This window comes from Nocardia sp. No.11 (genome assembly GCF_038752175.1).
Lineage (GTDB): Bacteria > Actinomycetota > Actinomycetes > Mycobacteriales > Mycobacteriaceae > Nocardia > Nocardia canadensis.
In genome coordinates this window covers 1-17,328 of the sequence record NZ_JBCGFB010000025.1, presented here as the reverse complement: position 1 = coordinate 17,328, position 17,328 = coordinate 1, and the positions used below count along the sequence as shown (strand labels likewise).

Below are 17,328 nucleotides of genomic sequence, written 5' to 3'. Positions count from 1 at the left end.
CCCCGGCCCCCCCCCCCCCCCCCCCCCCCCCCACTGCTCGGTCAGCTCGACTCGGTGAGTTACCCGGGCCCTCACCGAATCAGCGGTTCCGCGCTTACACGAGCGCGGGTTGTGTTGTCGGCGTGGACGACTCGTCGCCCGTGCGGGACGGGATGAGCGCGGTGGCGATCAACCCGAGCAGGACGAAGCCCGCGGCGAGGTAGCCGCCCAGGGTGATGCCATCGGTCATCGCCGTGCGGCCGGTCTCGGCGACCTCGCGGGTCTCCGGTTGAGCGGCGAAGCCTTCGATCGCCGCGCCCGCGCTGCTGGTGACGGCGTGCGCGTACTGCTGCGCCTGGGCCGGGGGCAGGCCGGCGGCGGTGAGGTCGTCGTCGACCTGCGAGCTCAGCGTGGTGAAGAAGACCGTGGTGAGCACCGCGATGCCGAGCGCGGAACCGAGCTGACGGAAGGCGCTCTGGATGCCGGAGGCCTGGCCGTTGTCGTTCTCGGGGATCTCGGCCAGCACCACATTGGTGACCTGGGCCGTGGCGAATCCGACACCGATGCCGTACACGCACAGGATCAGCGACAGCGCCCACCAGGAACTGTCGGTGGCGGCGAAGAAGGCCAGCGCCGCCAGGCCGACGACCTCGAGGGCGAGACCGAGCCGCACCATGTTCAGCGGTGACGCCTTGCCCGCCATCCCGAAGCTGGCACCGCTGGCGATGAAGCTGCCGATGGCGATCGGCACCAGCGCCAGCCCGGACTGCACGGCGCTGTAGCCGAGGGTGAACTGCAGCCACAGCGGCAGGACCGCGACGATGCCGAACTCGCCGAGCCCGATGATCAGCGTGGCGATATTGCCGTTGCGGAACGAGGCCAGCCGGAACAGGCTCAGATCCATCAGCGCCTTGTCGGCGTCGGGACCGCGGCGCAGCAGCACCTGGCGCACCACGAAACCGGCCAGCGCGAGCGCGCTCAGCACCAGGGCGACCAGCACCGGCGACGGCCCACTGCCCCAGGTGAGACCGCCGATCCCCAGCGGATGCACCGTGCTGATCCAGCCGTAGGTGCGGCCTTCGACCAGCCCGAAGGCGAGCAGCCCGAGACCGAGCACCGACAGGATCGCGCCGAGCACATCGAGTCGTCCCGCGACCTTCGGCGAGGGCGCGATGCACGCCAGCACACCGATCACGATCAGCACCGCCAGTGGCACGTTGATCCCGAACGCCCAGCGCCACGACACGTGTTCGGCCAGCCAGCCGCCGAGCAGCGGGCCGAGCGCCGCGGCGGCGCCGATCGTCGAACCCCACACCGCGAACGCCTGACCACGCGCTTTCCCGGTGAAGGTGGCGTTGAGCAGCGCCAGCGAGGTCGGCAGGATCATCGCGGCGCCGGCGCCCTGCAGGAACCGGGCGACGATCAGCAGTCCGCCGCCGGGGGCGAGCCCGGCCAGGACGCTGGTCGCGCCGAAGACGACGACACCGGCGACGAACACTCTGCGCGCCCCGACGATGTCGGCGATCCGGCCGACCACCAGCAGCAGCGCCGCGAACACGATCGCGTAGGACTCCTGAATCCATTGCGCCTCGGTCGAACCCGTCGCCAGATCCTCGATGATCGACGGGATGATCACGTTGACGATCGTGGTGTCGACCACGATCAGCGCGACACCGAGGGCGATGGCGATCAAGCCGAGCCATCGGCGGATGGACGACTCTTGACTCATCGCATCTCCTATTTCCATGGTGGAATATTTCCATGGTCAAAGTAGATTGCGGGCAATAGGATGTCAACCGATGCGAAAGGAACCTATGACCCGGTCGGACGCTGGCGCGCAGTATCAACGGATCCACGAGGGCATGCGCGCCTACGGCGCGAACTACCGCGAATTCACCCATCGATTCGCGGCCTGGCTCGGGCTGCACTCCACCGATGCCGAGGCGCTGATCGAGATCCTCACCGCGGAGGAACGCGGCGCGACCCTGTCACCCGCGCGGCTCAGCGAGCGGATCTCGTTGTCCAACAGCGCGACCACCGCGCTGCTGAACCGGCTCGAGAAGGCCGGGCACATCGTCCGCAGCCGCGAGCACGACGACCGGCGCATCGTCACCCTGCGCAGCACCCCGCGCATCCACGACCTGGCCGACGACTTCTTCGGACCCCTCGGGGTGAAGGTGGAGGAGACGGTCATGGGGCGATACTCCCCCACCGAGCTGCGGCGGTTCGAGGAATTCCTGGCCGATGTGCGGATCACCATGACCGCCCACCTGGCCGAACCCACACCGCCGCAGCCGTCCGGACTCAGTTGAACGGGCCGATGCCCTTCAACGGATTGCCGCCGTGGAGGAACACGTAGGTGGCGATCGCGGCGGCGATGGCGAGCACGACGACGGTGAAGGAGCCGTAGGCCGGGCGGGTCGCCCAGCCGCGGGCACGGTCGAAGGACCAGCGGCCGGGGCCGGTGAGGATGATCGCCAGCGCCGCGCCGGCCAGCACGCTGTCGAGTTCGACGCCGGTGGGGGTCCCCGCGTTGTACTGGAAGCCAGGGATCATGCCCTGCTTCCACATCCACGCGGTGAGGATCGTCGCCAGCACGGCACCACCGGCGAGCGGGGTGGCCAGACCGAGGACGAGCAGGACGCCGCCACCGAGTTCGCCGGCGATCACCAGGGCCGTCGACAGCGACGGATAATCCCAGCCGCCGCCCTCCATCATCGCCTTGGTGCCGTCGAGGCCGGGGCCGTGGAACCAGCCGGTGAGCTTCTGCAGCCCGTGGTAGATGAAGGTGTAGCCGACCACCAGGCGCAGCACGAACAGACCCAGGTCCAGGGTGCCGCGGCGAGGCTCGCGATTACGGCGCTGCAGCCGGACCGCGCCCGCCGAGGCAGCCGCCGCGGGCGGGATCGACGCGTAGCCGTACCCGTCGTCGCCCCCACCGGCGGCCTGTGCGGCACCGGCGCTGGGCACCTCGTCACCGGGGTCGAGGCCGAGGTCCTCGTCGGTGCGCGGAATGTCCTTGTGCAGATCCGGTTTCGGCATCTGCGTGGTGGGCGAATCGTACGGGCTGGTCACCGGGCGACCCGACGACGACGCGGGCGGTCCGGTCGGCGCCGGCCCATCGGCGTTCGGCGTGTCATTCGACTTGTCGGTCACCGCCTCACCCTATGACGTGCCGAGTCGGTGTGCCGGTCTTCCCCGGAACAGGCGTGTCAGCCCCACTCGGCTGCCGGTAACGTCTGTGCCATGAGTTCGGTATTCGCGGGCCGCGTGGCGATCGGGTTGGCACTGGGCACCGTCTTGGTCGCCGGGTGCGCCCGATTCGACGAGTCGGCGTCGAGCCCGTTCACCACCGAGCCGTCGCTGGGTGGGTCCAATGTCGAGCCGAAGAAGCCGCAGGAGTCGCCCTCCCAGGTACCGCGGCCGACCGGCCCGTGCATCGATCCCGACCCGAATGTCATCGCCACCTGCCTGGATTCGGCCGCCGGGCTGATCCCGGTCGGCGACGGTGCGCTGGTGGCGGAGCGGCGGACCGGCCGCATCCTGCAGGTGACCCCGGTCGACGCGAGCACGCCGCAGGAGCCGGCGGTCGAGGTCGCGCGCGTGCCGGTCGACGGTTCCGGCGACGGCGGCATCTCCGACATCGTGCTCTCGCCCACCTTCGGCGAGGACGGGCTGATGTACGCCTACATCACCACCGGCAGCGACAACCGGGTGGTCCGGCTGTCCCGCAACGGCGGGGCGCCCAAGGAGATCCTGACCGGAATCCCGAAGGGCGCCAGCGGGAATCGCGGCGCCATCGACTGGGCGACGCCCACCCAGCTGCTCGTCCTCACCGGCGACGCGGGCAACCCCGGCGCGGCAGCCGATCCCGGCTCGCTCGGCGGGAAGGTGCTGCGCCTGGAGTCGCCGTCCTCGGGGGTGAACACGCCGCAGGTGGTGGCCTCGGGCATCGGCACGGCGGGCGACATCTGCCGCGACGGCAAGGACGGCATGTGGGTCACCGACCGCACCGCCGCCGAGGACCGGCTCCAGCATCTGGGCACCGACGGCACCCTGACCGTCTCGTGGACCTGGCCCGATCGACCCGGCGTCGGTGGTTGCACGGCCACCGGTGACGGTGTCGCCGTGGCCCTGGGCGAGGGCAAGGCGCTGGCCGCCGTGGCCGCCGACCCCAATACCTTCGCCGTCACCACCGCGCCTGCCCTGATCGCCCAGGACAAGTACGGCAAGCTCCTCGGCGCGACGGCCTCGCCCGACGGCAGCGTCTGGGTGACCACGACCAACAAGGCCGACGGCACGCCGGGCGAGTTCGACGATCGCGTCGTGCGCATCCCGCCGCCGCAGGGCGGGGCAGGCGGCCCCGACTAGAACACCACCGCCCCCCACCGGAATCCGGTGGGGGGCGGTGGTTGTCGAGCGTCTACGCGCAGGCGGCGAGGACCAGCTCGCGGACCTTGGCCGCGTCGGCCTGGCCGCGGGTGGCCTTCATCACGTCACCGACGATCTTGCCCGCCGCCTGGACCTTGCCGGCGCGGATCTTCTCGGCGATATCGGGGTTGGCGGCCAGCGCCTTCTCGACCTCGACCTGCAGGGCGGAGTCGTCGCTGACCATGCCCAGGCCCTTGGCCTCGACGATCGCGGCGGGCTCGCCCTCGCCCGCGAGGACGAAGTCGACGACCTGCTTGGCGACCTTGTTGTTGACGGTCTTGGCCTCGACCAGCGCGATCACCGCCGCCACCTGCGCCGGGGTGATCGGCAGCTCGGCCAGGGCGACCTCGCGCTCCTTGGCCTTCTCGGTCAGATAGGCGACCCACCACGAGCGCGCCTCGTTCGCGGGGGCGCCCGCCTCGACGGTGGCGATGATCAGGTCGAGCGCGCCCGCGTTGACGAGGTCGCGCATGACCTCGTCGGACAGGCCCCAGTCGGCCTGGATCCGGGCGCGTACCAGCCACGGGTACTCCGGAATGGTGGCGCGCAGTTGTTCGACCCACTCGGCGGCCGGGGCGACGGGCTCGAGGTCCGGCTCCGGGAAGTAGCGGTAGTCCTCGGCGGTCTCCTTGCGGCGACCCGCGGACGTGGAGCCGTCGGCCTCGTTGAAGTGCCGGGTCTCCTGGACGATCTCGCCGCCGTCGGTGAGCACGGCCGCCTGCCGGCGCATCTCGTAGCGCACCGCGACCTCGACGCTCTTGAGCGAGTTCACGTTCTTGGTCTCGGTGCGGGTGCCGAATTCCTTCGCGCCCACCGGCATCAGCGACACGTTGGCGTCGCAGCGCAGCGAGCCCTGCTCCATCTTCACGTCGGAGACGTTCAGCGAGCGCAGCACCTCGCGCAGCGCGGTGACGTAGGCGCGGGCGACCTCGGGCGCGCGCTCACCGGCACCGGTGATCGGCTTGGTGACGATCTCGATCAGCGGCACGCCCGCGCGGTTGAAGTCGAGCAGCGAGTGACTGGCGCCGTGGATTCGACCGGTCGCGCCGCCCACGTGCAGCGACTTGCCGGTGTCCTCCTCCATGTGGGCGCGCTCGATGTCCACCCGGAAGGTGGACCCGTCGTCGAGCACGACATCGAGGAAGCCGTCGGTGGCGATCGGCTCGTCGTACTGGCTGATCTGGTAGTTCTTCGGCTGATCCGGGTAGAAGTAGTTCTTGCGCGCGAACCGGCCCCACGGGGTGATCGAACAGTTCAGCGCGAGACCGATCCGGATGGCCGACTCGACGGCCTTCTCGTTGACCACCGGCAGCGAGCCGGGCAGGCCGAGGCAGACCGGGCACACCTGGGTATTGGGTTCGGCGCCGAACTCGGTGGGGCAACCGCAGAACATCTTGGTCGCCGTGGACAACTCGACGTGGACCTCCATGCCGAGCACCGGCTCGTACCGGGAGATGACATCGGCGTAGTCCATCAACTCGACCGTGGGTGCGCTCATAACTGTCTATCTTAGGAAGCTCTAGCGGGGCGGGACGCGCTGGGTGAGCCAGTCGGTGACGTAGGTGAGCACCGCCGGGTCGATGGTGGTCTCGATGGTGGAATATTCGCTGGGTTTGCCCGTGTCGGTGGGCTGCATCAGGTGGTTGAGGCCGGGAAAGGTGTGCACGGTGGCGTCGGGGTCGCCCGCCAGGTTCGCCCGCATCGGCGGCTCGTTCTGCGTGGCGAGCACCTGCTGGTCCTTGTCGCCGAAGAAGGCCAGCACCGGCACCCGCAGGGCCTCCAGCGCGGGCTTCGGGTCGTAGGTGATGAACGAGGCCATGTACGGGGTGTTGAACGAGTCGAGGGTCGCCTGGGGCGCGCGCTGCTCGGGCGGCAGCGAATCGTTGTGCTGCTGGGCGTAGGCCGCGGCGCCGGCGGTATCGCCCGCGCGCAGCAGGGCCGACCACCGGGTGACGTAGTCGACCTGCGCGTCGATCTCGTTCTGCGGCGCGCCCGCGCCGGCCATGATCACCTTGTTCTGCTCGATCAGCACGTCCGCGCCGACCACCGCCGGGCCGGCCATGAGCACCGCGAACGCGACGTTGCTGTCGGGCCGGGCGGCGACGAGCGGGGCGAGGTAGCCGCCCTCGCTGTGCCCGAACAGGCCGACCTTCGCCGGATCGATCTCGGGCCGGGCGCGCAGGAACGCGACGCCCGCGGCCGCGTCGGCGGCGAGGTCGGGGTAGGTGGCGTCGTCGAGGTTGCCGCCGGTGCCGCCGACGCCGCGGTCGTCGGTGCGCAGCACGGCGTAGCCCGCGCGGGTGAAGGTGTCGGCCAGCAGCAGGAACGGGCGGTGGCCCACCAGGTCCTCGTTGCGGTCCTGCGGTCCGCTGCCGGTGATCAGCAGCATCGCCGGGAACGGGCCGCTGCCTTCGGGTTCGGTGAGCGTGCCCGCGATGGTGATGTCACCGCTGCGATAGGTGACGTCCTCGCTGCGGTACGGGTACGGCGGTTTCGGGTCCTGCGGCCTGGCCACGCTCTCGACCGGGCCGCGGCGCAGCACCAGCGGCACCGTCTGGCCGGACTGCGCCCAGTCGCCGGTGATCTGCTCGCCGTCGAGCTTGCCGCGGAAACCCGGGTCGCCCGGTGCGTCGGGAACGGTGAACTCGACCCGGTCCGGCTCGGTGCGCACGTCCTTCAGCGCCGCGGCGCGCACGCCCTGTGCCGGGATGTCGATGGTGGCCGAACCGTTCTCGGCGAAGGTCACGCCGATCGCGATCGGCGCACCCGGCACCTCGATGTCACCGTGCCACGGCCCCTGGACGGCGGGTCCGGCGTCCTCGTCCGACGAACAGCCCGTCACCAGCGCGGCGACCACGAACAGTACCGAAACGATCACTCGACCGGTGCGCATACGGCAACGGTACCGACGCGCACCGAAAAGTCGAGGACCGCTGCGGGTCAGCCGAAGAAGGCCCGCGCCTCGCCGAGTCGTTCCGGCGGAACCCGCTTGAGCTGCTTGGTGGCCTCCGACAGCGGAACCAACCCGATGGTGGTGCCGTGCAGGGCGACCATCTGCCCGAAGTGTCCGGCGTGTACCGCTTCGGCGGCGTGCACGCCGAAGCGGGTCGCCAGGATGCGGTCGTAGGGGGTCGGGCTGCCACCGCGCTGGACGTGGCCGAGCACGGTGGTGCGGACCTCCTTGCCGATCCGGCGCTCGATCTCCGAGCCGAGCTGCTGGGCGACGCCGGTGAACCGCTCGTGACCGAACTCGTCGATTCCGCCCTCGCGCAGCGCGAAGCCGGAATCCGGTGCGGGGTGCGCGCCTTCGGCGACCACGCAGATGAAGTGCTTGTCCCCGCGCTGGAAACGGCTCTTGATCATCGCGCACACCTGCGCCACGTCGAAGGGCTCCTCGGGCACCAGGGTCAGATGCGCGCCGGCCGCGATGCCGGAGTTGAGCGCGATCCAGCCCGCGTGCCTGCCCATCACCTCCACCAGCATCACCCGCTGATGGGATTCGGCGGTGGTGTGCAGACGGTCGATGGCCTCGGTGGCGATCGAGAGGGCGGTGTCGTGGCCGAACGTGACGTCGGTGCAATCGATGTCGTTGTCGATGGTCTTGGGGACGCCGACCACCGGCACCCCCTCGTCGGAGAGCCAGCTCGCGGCGGTGAGCGTGCCCTCGCCGCCGATCGGGATCAGGGCTTCGATGCCGTTGTCGTCGAGGGTCTGCTTGATCCGGCCGAGCCCGGCGCGCAGCACATCCGGATTGGTGCGCGCGGTGCCGAGCATGGTGCCGCCCTTGGTGAGCAGCCGGTCGGTGCGGTCGTCGTTGTGGATGCGGATCTTGCGGTCCTCTAGGAGGCCGCGCCAGCCGTCCTCGAACCCGACGATCGAGTCGCCGTAGCGGCCGTTCGCGGTGCGGACGACAGCCCGGATCACCGCGTTCAGCCCTGGACAGTCTCCGCCTCCGGTCAAGACTCCGATGCGCATGGCGTTCATCTTGCCGCACCGACGGCGATCAGGGGCAGTGACCTCCGGCCAGCTCGCCGAGATGACCCGAGATCAGCGTCGCCATCTTGTCCAGCATGGTCATGCCGTCGTTGAAGGAGCCCGAATCCGGTTGCGCGGCGAAGGCGATCGCGATCCGGCCCGAGGGCGAATCGATGAGCCCGAACTGGCGGACCAGGTATTTGCCGGACAGGTCCGGGCCCCAGCCGCCCTTGAACTCGGCGCTGCCGAAGGCGCCCAGTCCCCAGCGATGACTCGGGATGATCTGCTGCATGAGCCCGACCACGCGCTGGCTCTGCGGAATGCAGGGCAGGTGCGCGGCGAAACGCACCTGCTCGGCCAGCGTCCATTCGGCCTGGCCGTAGACCGACGCGTCGGCCCTGGTGCGGGCGGTGGGCACCGTGGTCGTGGTGTCGCCGCCCTCGCGCAGCACGTTCTCCACGGCCGTGGCCGCGGCGGCGCCGGAACCCAGCGACTGCCACAGGGTGTCGGCGGCGCCGTTGTCGGAGGCGGTGATGGCCGAGGTCGCGGTGGTGACGTAGGAGGCGTTGTTGCGCAGCGCCGCGATGGCCAGCGGCACCTTGATCGTCGACCAGGCCGGGCCCGAGGTCCAGGTGCCGAAGGTGACCATCTTGTCCCCGCCCACCGGCATGATCGCCAGTCCCACGCTGCCGCGGAAACCCTGCTGTACTGCGTTGAAGTCGGCGGCCAGACTGCCGGGCACCGCGATCGAGACGTTGCCGGCGCCGCCCGCGCCGGGATCGATGGCGGCGATACTCGTCGTCGTGCGCGGCGGGGTCGCGGGCTCGGATCCGATGCCGCATCCGCCGGTGAGCACCACGACGGCCCCGAGCAGCGCGGTGAGCACCATCCGGACGGGGCGCCGATCTTTCGTCATCATGTAAAACATCTTCGTTTCTAAACTCCCCCCGGGCTTCGATGCCGGGGTAGCAGTCCCGACACCGTACTGGGCAGTATGGCCGAACGCCCACTTCGACCGTGAAACGCTCAGGTCAGACGATGTTCACCCGTGTAGATATTCATCGTCTCGCCGCGCAGGAAGCCCACCAGCGTCAGCTCCGACTCGGCCGCCAGGTCCACGGCCAGTGAGCTCGGCGCCGACACCGCGGCCAGGATCGGGATGCCGGCCATCACCGCCTTCTGCGCCAGTTCGAAGGACGCGCGGCTGCTCACCACCAGGATCAGATCCGGCGCGGGAATCCGGTTCTCCCGCAACGCCCAGCCGATCACCTTGTCGACGGCGTTGTGCCTGCCGATGTCCTCGCGGACCGCCAGCAACGTGCCGTCGGTGCTGAACAGGCCCGCCGCGTGCAGGCCGCCGGTGGCGTCGAAGAGCTTCTGACCGGCGCGCAGCTGCTTGGGCAGGCCGGACAGGACCTCGGTCGACACCGTCGCGGTGTCGCGCGGGATCGGGTAGCGGGTGTGCGTGCGCACCTCGTCGAGCGCGGACTTGCCGCAGAGGCCGCACGCGCCGGTGGTGAGGAAGTTGCGGGTGTGCAGCGGCACCGGGGTGCGCAGGCGCAGGTCGAGCACGTTGTAGGTGTTGCGGCCCTGCTCGTCGGTGCCCGCGCAGTAGCGGGCGGTGACGATGTCCTCCGCCGAGCCGATGATGTCCTCGCCGAAGAGGAAACCGTGCACCAGGTCGATGTCGTTGCCCGGGGTGCGCATGGTGACGGTGAGCGACTGCCCGTCCACGCGGATCTCGAGCGGTTCCTCCACCGCCAGGGTGTCCGGGCGCTGGATCCGTCCGGTCGGCGACAGCCGGATCGTCTTGCGCCGTGCGGTGACTCTGCTCATCAGGAGGTGCCCATCGGTCGGGTTGCGGTGGGTTCGCTCAGCCGGTCGCGATGCCGACGACGAGATTGATCGTCGTCGCCAGGATGACCGTGCCGAAAGCGTAGGACAGCAGGCAGTGCCGGAGCACGATGGCCCGCACCACCGGACTGGTGACATTGGTGTCGGAGACCTGATAGGTCATCCCGAGGTTGTAGCTGAAATAGAGGAAGTCGCGGTACGAGGGCGGCTCCTCGGAGTTGAAATCGATCCCGCCCGTGGGTGATTCGTAGTAGTGGAAGGCATATCGCGCCGCGTACATCAGGTGCACCGCCGCCCAGGCCGCGAAGACGCCGGCCAGCGCCGTCGCCGCCGCGACGTGCCCCTCCTCCGACCGGCCGAACACCAGGATCGCCACGATGCCGATGATCCCGCCCGCCGCCGAGGACACCACCGAGATCTCCTGGACGAACGGCTGGAAGTCCTCGCGCCGCACATTCGCCTTGGTCTGCGCGGCGTCCATCGGCCACAGCACCAGCCAGCCCGCGACGACGAAGACCGTGGCCATCGCCGCGATGCCGATCAGGCCACCCAGCGCTACGCCCCGCCCGAGTCCGAGGCCGACGAGGACCCCGATCAGCGCCCCGATCAGGATCGAACCGACCAGGCGATTGACTGCGGGCACCACCAGGTGGTTCCTCATATCGATCGACAGTACCGAAGGTGCGCACACTCATAGCCGATGTCGATCTCAGCTCTCGCGCCGCTGCGCCGAGCGCCGCAGGGTGTCGTCGATACCGGCCGTGCGCGCGGTCTCGATGAGCGCTTTGACCAGCACCGACCCCGGCTCGACGGCCGGGGTGACGAGCACGATCCCGGCGGTCACGGCCGGGTCGTCCAGGCGCAGGGTCCGTACGCCCGCGGGCGGCGGGAAGATCGTCAGCCACGGCTGCGGCACCACACAGGCCCAGCGGCCGGTGCTCACATGCGCGAGCAGCGACACCACCGAATCGGTCTCCACCTGCGGCGACGGCACCAGACCGGTGGGGACCAGGGCGTCGTCGATCAGATCGCGGCCGCGCATGCCCTTGTGCAGCAAGCACATCGGCATCTCGAGCGCCTCGGCCCAGCTGATCGCCCCGGACCGGCCCGCCAGCAGATCGGTGCCCGCCAGCAGGACCTGCCGTTCGGCGTAGAGCGGGGTCCGGGTGAGGCCCGCGGTGTCGACGCCGTCGCCGTAGACGATGCCCGCGTCGAGTTCGAAACGCCGCAGCCGCTCGACGATATCGCCCGAACGCAGGCTGGTCTCCACCCGGATCCGCACCAGCGGGTGCGCGGTGCAGAACGGGTCGGTCAGCAGGGCGACGGTGCCCGAGGCGGCCGGGATCGCCCCGATCCGCAGGTCACCGGTGAGGCCGGTCTGCAACGCGTGCACCTCGTGCGCGAGCGCGTCGCGGTCGGCCAGGATCCGCCTGGCCCACAACACGAGTCGTTCGCCCTCGGGGGTCAGTCCCTCGAACGTGCGCCCGCGCCGGACCAGCGGAACCCCCAGCTCGTGTTCGAGTTTGCGTAGCGCCTCGGACAGGGCGGGCTGGGAGACGTAGCAGGCCGCGGCCGCGCGGGCGAAGTGCCGTTCGCGGGCGAGGGCGACGAAGTACTCGAGTTGGCGGAACAGCAGCTCAGTCGTCCTCGGCGTCGGCGGCCTTGTTGCGGGCCTTGGCGATCTCGAGTGCTCGTTCGGCGGTGGCCTGGTCCGGGTAGGGACCCATCCGGTCGCCGTACCAGCAGGTCTTGCCCTGTTCGGCCTGATGGTGCTTGATGCAGTAGTACCACTGGTTGTCGTCAGCCATGTCGACAGTATGCATCGGTTCGCATGCCTTCGGCGGGGAGGTCGGGGCCGTGCCGAGCGCCGGTTCGCGGATCAGCAGGGCCACCGCGACGCCCACCGCGACACCGATCACCGTGTCGACGGCGCGATCGGTGAGCATGGTCAGCGGATCGGTGGGGTCGGCCAATTCGGTCATCGACATGATCAGCGGGGTGAAGAACCCGAGCGCGACCGCGTAGTGGCGGGCCAGGAACAGTTCGGTCGGGTACAGCAGCGCGATGATCGCCAGTCCCAGCATCGCCGGGCTGGGACCGGGGATCAGCAGCGGGGCCGTGACCGCGAGACCCAGGAAGGTCCCGACGACGCGGTGCAGCCCGCGGGTGATCCGCCCGCGCGAGTCGGCGGCCGCCAACGGCACCGCCGCGCCCGCCATCGCCCAGTTGGCGTGGCCGACACCGAGCAGCAGGCCGATGCCGCCCGCGACGGAGATGGCCAGCGCGTAGCGACCCGCCTGCACCAGCGAGATCCGGCCGGTGCGATGCGGCGGAATCGTCACCGGGACAGCGCGGGTGTCGTCGCGACGCTCCCGCCGCGTCGACTCGAGATAGCCGACCACCACGCACAACGCCGCGGTGAGCGCGCAGACCGCCAGCGCGGACAGCGGATCACGCCGGCCACCCGCGACCATCGCGACGGCGCCGAAGGCGAAGATGCCGAAGAACGGGCCCTCCGGCCGCAGGCCGAGCCGGTCGGTGATCGGCGAGGCGACCGCGGCGAACACCGCCACCGCCGCGACCAGCACAGCGGGCGGGGCGTGCAGCCGGGCGAGCAGGATGCCCGCGCCGACCGCGCCGACCAGCAGCACCGCCGCCTCGCACTGATGGACCAGCCGCTGCCGCGGCGCTTCCGCGAAGCCGTACATGCCGGTGAAGGACCCGAACACCGCGTAGATGAGCAGGTCGGTGCGGCCCGCCGCGACGAGCAGCAGGCCGGGCACGGCCAGGCCGGCGAACACCCGGGCAGCGGGCAGATGATCGATGTCGGTGGTGAACCGTCGAATCACCGGGCGCGCCTGGGTCGAGATGGTGCGCAAGGGGTTCCTCCGAAAGTCGGTCACGGGGCGGTCTCCCCTGGGCCGATGGACCATCGTCACCGACCCGCGCGGCGCGCGTCAAACCGTCGAAACGCAGGTGAGACGCGGTTTTCGGGACTCTACCGGCAGTGATAAGCGGCGCCTATCGGGTGCTCGGAAGTCTGTCTTGGACGCGACCGGACCGGCGGGCACACACTCGAACCGCGCGCGACACGCTCGATGTCGGTGGGCCGGTACCCGGCCTACGCCCATCCGTGATCTCGGCGGTAGAGAATCCCAACCGGGTACCGACAGGCTTCGAACACTTTCGATCGAAGGGAACACGTCATGGCTGACGGTCCGTACACCGCGTATGACCCCGACAACGGACCGAGCGGCCCCGCCGATCGCGACGCCGTTCCGTCGGTGAAGCCCTATCACCATCCGGCCGCGGGGTGGGGCGCCGCGCTGGCCGTCGGCAAGTTCATGGTGCTCAAGGAGCACGAACCGCTGATCGGTACCAAGGCCATTCTCAAGATGAACCACGCCTCGCACGGCTTCGACTGCCCCGGCTGTGCCTGGCCCGACGCGACCGACGGCCTCAAGCTCGACGTCTGCGAGAACGGCATCAAGCACGTCACCTGGGAGATGACGCACAAGCGGTGCACCCCGGAGTTCTTCGCCGCGCACACCGTCAGCGAGCTCGCCACCTGGAGCGACTACGACCTCGAGGACCAGGGCAGGCTCACCCATCCGATGGTCTACGACGCCGCGACCGACCACTACGTCCCGATCAGCTGGCCGGACGCGTTCGAGATGGTCGGCAAGACGCTGCGCGAACTGCCCGACCCGAATCTGGCGTCGTTCTACACCTCGGGCAGGCTCGGCAACGAGGCCACCTTCCTCTACCAGCTGATGGTGCGCGAATTCGGCACCAACAACCTGCCCGACTGCTCCAACATGTGCCACGAGGCCAGCGGCCGCGCGCTCAACGCGGCCCTGGGCACCGGCAAGGGCACCTGCGACATCGAGGACTGGGACAAGGCCGACGCGCTGTTCGTGATGGGCATCAACGCGGCCTCCAACGCGCCGCGCATGCTGACCGCGCTGGCCGAGGCACACAAGCGCGGCGCGCAGATCGTGCACGTCAACCCGCTGATCGAGGCGGGCGCGCGCAACACGATCATCCCGCACGACTTCGCCGCGATGGCCACCTTCCACCCCACCAAGACCAGCACCCTGAATCTGCAGGTCCGCATCGGCGGCGACTTCGCGCTGCTGCGCGGCATCGCCAAACACGTGCTGGAGGAAGCCGAGACCGACCCCAAGGCCCTCGACCACGAGTTCATCGAGCGCTACACCGTCGGCTTCGACGACTACGTGCGCGAGGTGAAGGACACCACCTGGGCCGAGATCCAGCGGCAATCGGGTCTGAGCGAGAGCGACATCCGCAAGGCCGCCGGCATCTACTGCGACGCCGACCGCACCGTCATGAGCTGGTGTCTGGGCATCACCCAGCACGAGCACGGTGTCGACACGATCCGCGAGATCGTCAATGTGCTGCTCATGCGCGGCAATCTGGGCCGGGAGGGCGCCGGTCCGTCGCCCGTGCGCGGGCACAGCAACGTGCAGGGCAACCGCACCTGCGGCATCGACAACAATCCGAGCGCGGAGTTCCTGGACCGGCTGGCGCAGGTGTGCAAGATCGATCCGCCGCGCGCCAACGGCTACGACGTGGTGTCCACGATCCAGGCGATGCAGGCGGGCAAGCTCGAGTTCTTCCTCAGCATGGGCGGCAATTTCGTCGCTGCCGCGCCGGATGCCGCCTACACCTTCGCGGCGTTCCAGAAGTGCGGCTTCACCGTCAATGTCAGCACCAAGCTCAATCGCAGCCACGTCATCCACGGCAAACGCGCGCTGATCCTGCCCTGCATCGGGCGCACGGAACGCGACCACCAGCGCAGCGGGCCGCAGATCACCTCGATGGAGAACGGCATGGCGGTGGTGCACATGTCGCGGGGCATGAAGAAGCCCGCGTCCCCGCACCTGATGTCGGAGCCCGCGATCCTGGCAGGCATCGCCAAAGCCGCGCTGCCGCGGACCGAGACGCCGTGGGAGTACTACATCGAGGACTACGACCGCATCCGCGACGTGATGTCGAAGGTGCTGCCCGGCTTCGAGGACTACAACCGCCGCGTCCGCCTGCCGCTGGGTTTCCGCATCCGCCAGCCCGCGCGCGAACTGATCTTCCTGACCCCCTCGGGCAAGGCCGAATTCGCCACCGTGACACTGCCCGACACCATCAATCCGCCCGGGGTGCTCACCCTGGCCACCCAGCGTTCCCACGACCAGTGGAACACCAGTATCTACTCCGACAACGACCGCTATCGCGGCGTGAAGAACCTGCGCACGCTGATCTTCATGAACGAGCAGGACATGCGCGAGCGCGGGCTGACGGAGTTCGACGACGTCGACATCACCAGCACCGCCCGCGACGGGTCGACCCGCTCGCTGCACCGATACAAGGTGGTCCCCTACGACATCCCGCCGGGCTGCGCGGCCGGGTACATGCCGGAGATGAACGTGCTGTGCGCGATCGGCGATTTCAGCACCGAGAGCGATCAACCCCTGATGAAGAGCGTGAAAGTCACCGTCACACCGTCGAGTTGACCGGCCGAGGAGAACACTGTGAACGCGCATACCCGCAAGACGCTGGCGGCGATCACCGGACATCCGGCGCCCCGCGACCTGGAATGGACCCGGTTCGTCTCGCTGTGGGAGGACCTCGCCGACGAGGTCGACCAGGAATCCGGTGATCGGCTCGCGGTGCGGATGAACGGGCACCGCGAGGTCTTCCACCGGCCGCACGACGGCCGGGTCGCCATCGGCGACATCGAGCACGCGCGGCAGCTGCTGGCCGACCATCCCGAACTGAAGGGCACCGGGTCGCTGTTCGCCGTCGCGATGGACGCCGAGACCGCCCGGATCCTGCACTTCGACCTGGACACCACCGGCGTCAGCGACTCCGAGCGCGACGTGCGCAACCACGACACCGTCGCCCGGCATCTGCGCACGGTCGAGCGGCACACCGGGCACGACGATCACCAGGTGTACCTGCGCTACTTCGACGATCTCGCCGTCGCGCTGCTCGCGGAGATCGGCACCGAGTCGTTCGTGCTGCTCGGGCACGGCACCGGGAAGTCCGATGTCGCCGAGGATTTCGCGCTGCGGCTGCAGGAGAAGAATCACGCGCTGGCCGACCGGATCACCGGGATCGGCGTCATCGATCTCAGCGCGGCCGACGACGCGGCGATCGAGGCCGCGGCGCAGCAGATCGCCCGGCAGGGCAGGTAGGAGGGATCGACGGTGGCCTATCTGCTCGCGCTCGTCGCCACACCCGGTGCGGATTCCCTCGCGGCGCAACTGGCGACCGAGGCCCAGCGGGTCGCGGTCCGCAACGATGTCGACGTGGTGACGCTGGCCGAACTCGACACCCTGCCCGGCTACACCCCCGACCTCGACACCGAGGACGCGCGGCCGCTGATCGCCAATCAGCTGCGGCGCTCGGCGCTGGAAGCCGACGGCGTGCTGCTGTTCGCAGACGAGGGCACGGAGGTGCCCGCGCAGGCCGAGAACGTGATCGCCTGGCTGGCGCACCCGGGTTCGAGCCCGGCGCCGGCGATCGAGGGCAAACCCGTCGCGGTGATCACGGCGGGCCCCGGTGAGGTGGTCAACCAGAACCTGGCGGATCGGTTGCGCCGGGCGGGCGCCGAGGTGGTCGCCGACGGTGTGTCGATCACCGGGTCGTGGAGCGATCCGGCCACGGTCACCCGGCTCGGGGACACCGTGGTGGCCGTCGCGTCGTCGGCGAGCTGACCCGGCGGAGGTCGCGGCCCGTGGTCCGGGCCGCGGCCGCGGCGTGGGTCAGTAGACGTAGACCACGGCGTTCTCGCCGCCGGTGCAGGTGACGAGCTTGCCCTCGGGCGTGCACGTCATCGTGTAGGTGCGGCCGGTCACCGGACTGGCCGCCACCACCGGTCGCGGACCCGGTGCGGTGCCGCCGCTGACGTAGGCCGCCCGCACCGCTTCGGCGAAACCGCAACTGGTGACCGCGGTTCCGACTGCCGCCTTGCCGAACGCACCGCCGGCGCTATCGGATTCGCAGGGCTGGGCGCCCGCGGGCAAGGTCACCGGACCGGCCGAGGTGGTCGGCGCGGCGGTGGTCGCCCGC

The 17,328-nt window shown here is 69.9% G+C and carries 15 protein-coding genes and 1 pseudogene; 5 read left to right on the top strand and 11 right to left on the bottom strand.

The features are described 5' to 3' along the window. Nucleotides 1–94 precede the first annotated feature (94 nt). Nucleotides 95–1,708 carry a DHA2 family efflux MFS transporter permease subunit gene (locus tag V8688_RS10590; RefSeq protein WP_342800712.1) on the bottom strand — a complete coding sequence of 538 codons (1,614 nt, stop codon included), beginning with the start codon at nt 1,706–1,708 and terminating at the stop codon, nt 95–97. 85 nt (nt 1,709–1,793) lie between these two features. On the opposite strand from V8688_RS10590, the gene V8688_RS10585 reads away from it, so the two are divergent. Beyond that, nucleotides 1,794–2,291 (top strand): MarR family transcriptional regulator, encoded by a 498-nt coding sequence (locus V8688_RS10585; RefSeq protein WP_218719203.1) that lies wholly within the window; start codon nt 1,794–1,796, stop codon nt 2,289–2,291. On the opposite strand, the gene V8688_RS10580 is transcribed toward V8688_RS10585, so the two are convergent. After that, nucleotides 2,284–3,054 (bottom strand): DoxX family protein, encoded by a 771-nt coding sequence (locus V8688_RS10580; protein WP_342800711.1) that lies wholly within the window; start codon nt 3,052–3,054, stop codon nt 2,284–2,286. The genes V8688_RS10585 and V8688_RS10580 overlap by 8 nt on opposite strands. Before the next feature lie 171 nt (nt 3,055–3,225). On the opposite strand from V8688_RS10580, the gene V8688_RS10575 reads away from it, so the two are divergent. Next, on the top strand, nt 3,226–4,350 hold the full coding sequence (locus V8688_RS10575; RefSeq protein ID WP_316575639.1) for a PQQ-dependent sugar dehydrogenase: 1,125 nt from the start codon (nt 3,226–3,228) through the stop codon (nt 4,348–4,350). A gap of 52 nt (nt 4,351–4,402) precedes the next feature. Here V8688_RS10575 and gatB read toward each other — a convergent pair whose 3' ends face one another. The 8 genes from gatB to V8688_RS10535 form a co-directional block, all read right to left on the bottom strand. Further along, nucleotides 4,403–5,908 (bottom strand): Asp-tRNA(Asn)/Glu-tRNA(Gln) amidotransferase subunit GatB, encoded by a 1,506-nt coding sequence (gene gatB, locus V8688_RS10570; RefSeq protein WP_342800710.1) that lies wholly within the window; start codon nt 5,906–5,908, stop codon nt 4,403–4,405. A 21-nt stretch (nt 5,909–5,929) separates the two neighbouring features. Next, on the bottom strand, nt 5,930–7,303 hold the full coding sequence (locus tag V8688_RS10565; RefSeq protein ID WP_342800709.1) for an alpha/beta fold hydrolase: 1,374 nt from the start codon (nt 7,301–7,303) through the stop codon (nt 5,930–5,932). Nucleotides 7,304–7,350: 47 nt separating this feature from the next. Continuing rightward, entirely contained in the window at nt 7,351–8,385 is a 1,035-nt protein-coding gene (locus V8688_RS10560) for an ATP-dependent 6-phosphofructokinase (RefSeq protein ID WP_218719198.1), read from the bottom strand. Nucleotides 8,386–8,413: 28 nt separating this feature from the next. Then, nucleotides 8,414–9,301 carry a hypothetical protein gene (locus V8688_RS10555; RefSeq protein WP_342800708.1) on the bottom strand — a complete coding sequence of 296 codons (888 nt, stop codon included), beginning with the start codon at nt 9,299–9,301 and terminating at the stop codon, nt 8,414–8,416. 110 nt (nt 9,302–9,411) lie between these two features. Then, entirely contained in the window at nt 9,412–10,221 is an 810-nt protein-coding gene (gene fdhD, locus V8688_RS10550; protein WP_342800707.1) for a formate dehydrogenase accessory sulfurtransferase FdhD, read from the bottom strand. A 37-nt stretch (nt 10,222–10,258) separates the two neighbouring features. Next, entirely contained in the window at nt 10,259–10,900 is a 642-nt protein-coding gene (locus tag V8688_RS10545) for a DUF1345 domain-containing protein (protein WP_218719195.1), read from the bottom strand. Between the two features lie 48 nt (nt 10,901–10,948). Then, a complete protein-coding gene (locus tag V8688_RS10540) occupies nt 10,949–11,875 on the bottom strand; it encodes a LysR family transcriptional regulator (RefSeq protein WP_342800731.1) in 927 nt (308 codons plus the stop codon). Nucleotide 11,876: 1 nt separating this feature from the next. Further along, the gene (locus tag V8688_RS10535) at nt 11,877–13,118 is read right to left on the bottom strand and encodes an FUSC family protein (protein ID WP_342800706.1); all 1,242 of its coding nucleotides are present in this window, start codon (nt 13,116–13,118) and stop codon (nt 11,877–11,879) included. A 327-nt stretch (nt 13,119–13,445) separates the two neighbouring features. Between V8688_RS10535 and V8688_RS10530 the strand changes: the two genes are divergently transcribed. Genes V8688_RS10530 through V8688_RS10520 form a run of 3 tightly spaced genes read left to right on the top strand, consistent with a single transcriptional unit; the run spans nt 13,446 to nt 16,973 of the window. After that, entirely contained in the window at nt 13,446–15,767 is a 2,322-nt protein-coding gene (locus V8688_RS10530; protein ID WP_255587981.1) for an FdhF/YdeP family oxidoreductase, read from the top strand. A gap of 18 nt (nt 15,768–15,785) precedes the next feature. Next, nucleotides 15,786–16,451, top strand: a complete 666-nt coding sequence (locus V8688_RS10525) for a hypothetical protein (RefSeq protein WP_342800705.1) — start codon at nt 15,786–15,788, stop codon at nt 16,449–16,451. Between the two features lie 12 nt (nt 16,452–16,463). Continuing rightward, on the top strand, nt 16,464–16,973 hold the full coding sequence (locus V8688_RS10520) for an NAD(P)H-dependent oxidoreductase (RefSeq protein ID WP_342800704.1): 510 nt from the start codon (nt 16,464–16,466) through the stop codon (nt 16,971–16,973). 48 nt (nt 16,974–17,021) lie between these two features. On the opposite strand, the pseudogene V8688_RS10515 reads toward V8688_RS10520, so the two are convergent. Next, nucleotides 17,022–17,328, bottom strand: a pseudogene (locus V8688_RS10515) (hypothetical protein); the annotation flags it as partial.